Annotated in this window: 1 protein-coding gene; it reads left to right on the forward strand. The window is 49.5% G+C overall.

Annotated features, from left to right (window positions below; translation table 11 throughout):
* Positions 1–17: 17 nt before the first annotated feature.
* Positions 18–1457 (forward strand): tandem-95 repeat protein (locus AB4307_RS20015; protein ID WP_372133178.1); only part of this gene is annotated, 1440 nt, incomplete at its 3' end.

Raw genomic sequence — 1457 nt, forward strand, 5'->3', positions numbered from 1 at the left:
CCCTGAAAGAGAGCAACGTGAACGAGGGCCCAGTAGCGATTGATGACACATATGAAACTCATAGTGAGACGCTGCTCTTCTCTGAGTCCTTTGAAAACATGACAAACACAGGTCGTTGGACAGTAGTAACTGGCGACGAACTGGGTGATTGGGAAGCAACAAATGGTCTAGAGATTCAGCGTGACGGTCTCATAGCTGAAGCGACAGACGGTGACTACCTCGCTGAGCTTGATGCTCATCAAAACACCGCGATCACAACAAGTATTAATACGTCAGACCAAGATAGCGTTCGTGTTGAATTTGATTACAACCCTCGACGAGACGGTAATTCATCTTCTGACATGACGTTTAAAGTCGGTGACACGTTAGTTACTGTTCACGCCGATGGAACTCTATCGGGTGCCGACGGACTTAATGTCCAAATAGGGCAACCTGACGCAAATGGTTGGTATAAGATCACGGCTGAGTTCGAAGTCCAAGGGGACGTTACGGACCTTACATTTGCAGGCGCTGGTGCTTCAGATAGCTACGGTGCGTTGTTAGATAACATTACAGTGACAGGTATTAATCAATCTAAACTTGTTACTGCTGAAGACAAGTCTATCACGATTTCTTTTGATGAATTGTTGGCGAATGATACTGACATTGATGGTGATGAGCTCTCAATTGTTGTGGGTTCAATTACCTCCGCGACTAATGGTGAGCTGTTTGTCGACTACACAAACAATACAATTACATTCACACCGGATACCGACTATAACGGGGAGGCAACTTTTAAATATAAAGTGACCGATGGGAACGGTGGGGAAGACGAAGCAGAAGTTACGCTTAATATCACTCCTGTGAACGATGCACCAGTGCTGATAGGTGATTTGTTGGGTGAAGTGGATGAAGAAGGCAGCTACACCATTACGGCTGAGGACCTAGGCTACACGGACGTTGATGATACTGACACAGGTGTGACCTTCACGGTCGGCAACGCGAGTGACGGCATAATCTTAGTCGGTGGTGTTCCGTCGAACCATTTCACTGTGGCGCAGTTGGCGGCGGGTGAAGTGACGTTCAAACATGACGGCAGTGAAACCACGTCAGCGTCGTTCGATGTGAACGTTGAAGACGGCAATGAAGATGGTAGCACACCGGTAGACAGCACTTTCAACTTGACGGTGACGCCAGTGAATGATGCGCCGGAACTAACAGGCGATTTGGCGGCGGAAGTGGATGAGGCAGGCAGCTACACGATCTCGGCAGCTGACTTGGGTTATACAGACGTTGACGATACAGACACAGGCGTGACCTTCACGGTCGGCAACGCGAGCAACGGCACAATCTTAGTGAACGGCGTCGCGTCTAGTAGTTTCACGGTGGCGCAGTTGGCGGCGGGTGAAGTGGCGTTCAAGCATGACGGCAGCGAAACCACGTCGGCGTCGTTCGATGTTAACGTTGAAGACGGCAAC

The sequence above is a fragment of the Vibrio sp. 10N.261.52.C2 genome, assembly GCF_041471425.1.
In the GTDB taxonomy this organism is placed as follows: domain Bacteria; phylum Pseudomonadota; class Gammaproteobacteria; order Enterobacterales; family Vibrionaceae; genus Vibrio; species Vibrio crassostreae_C.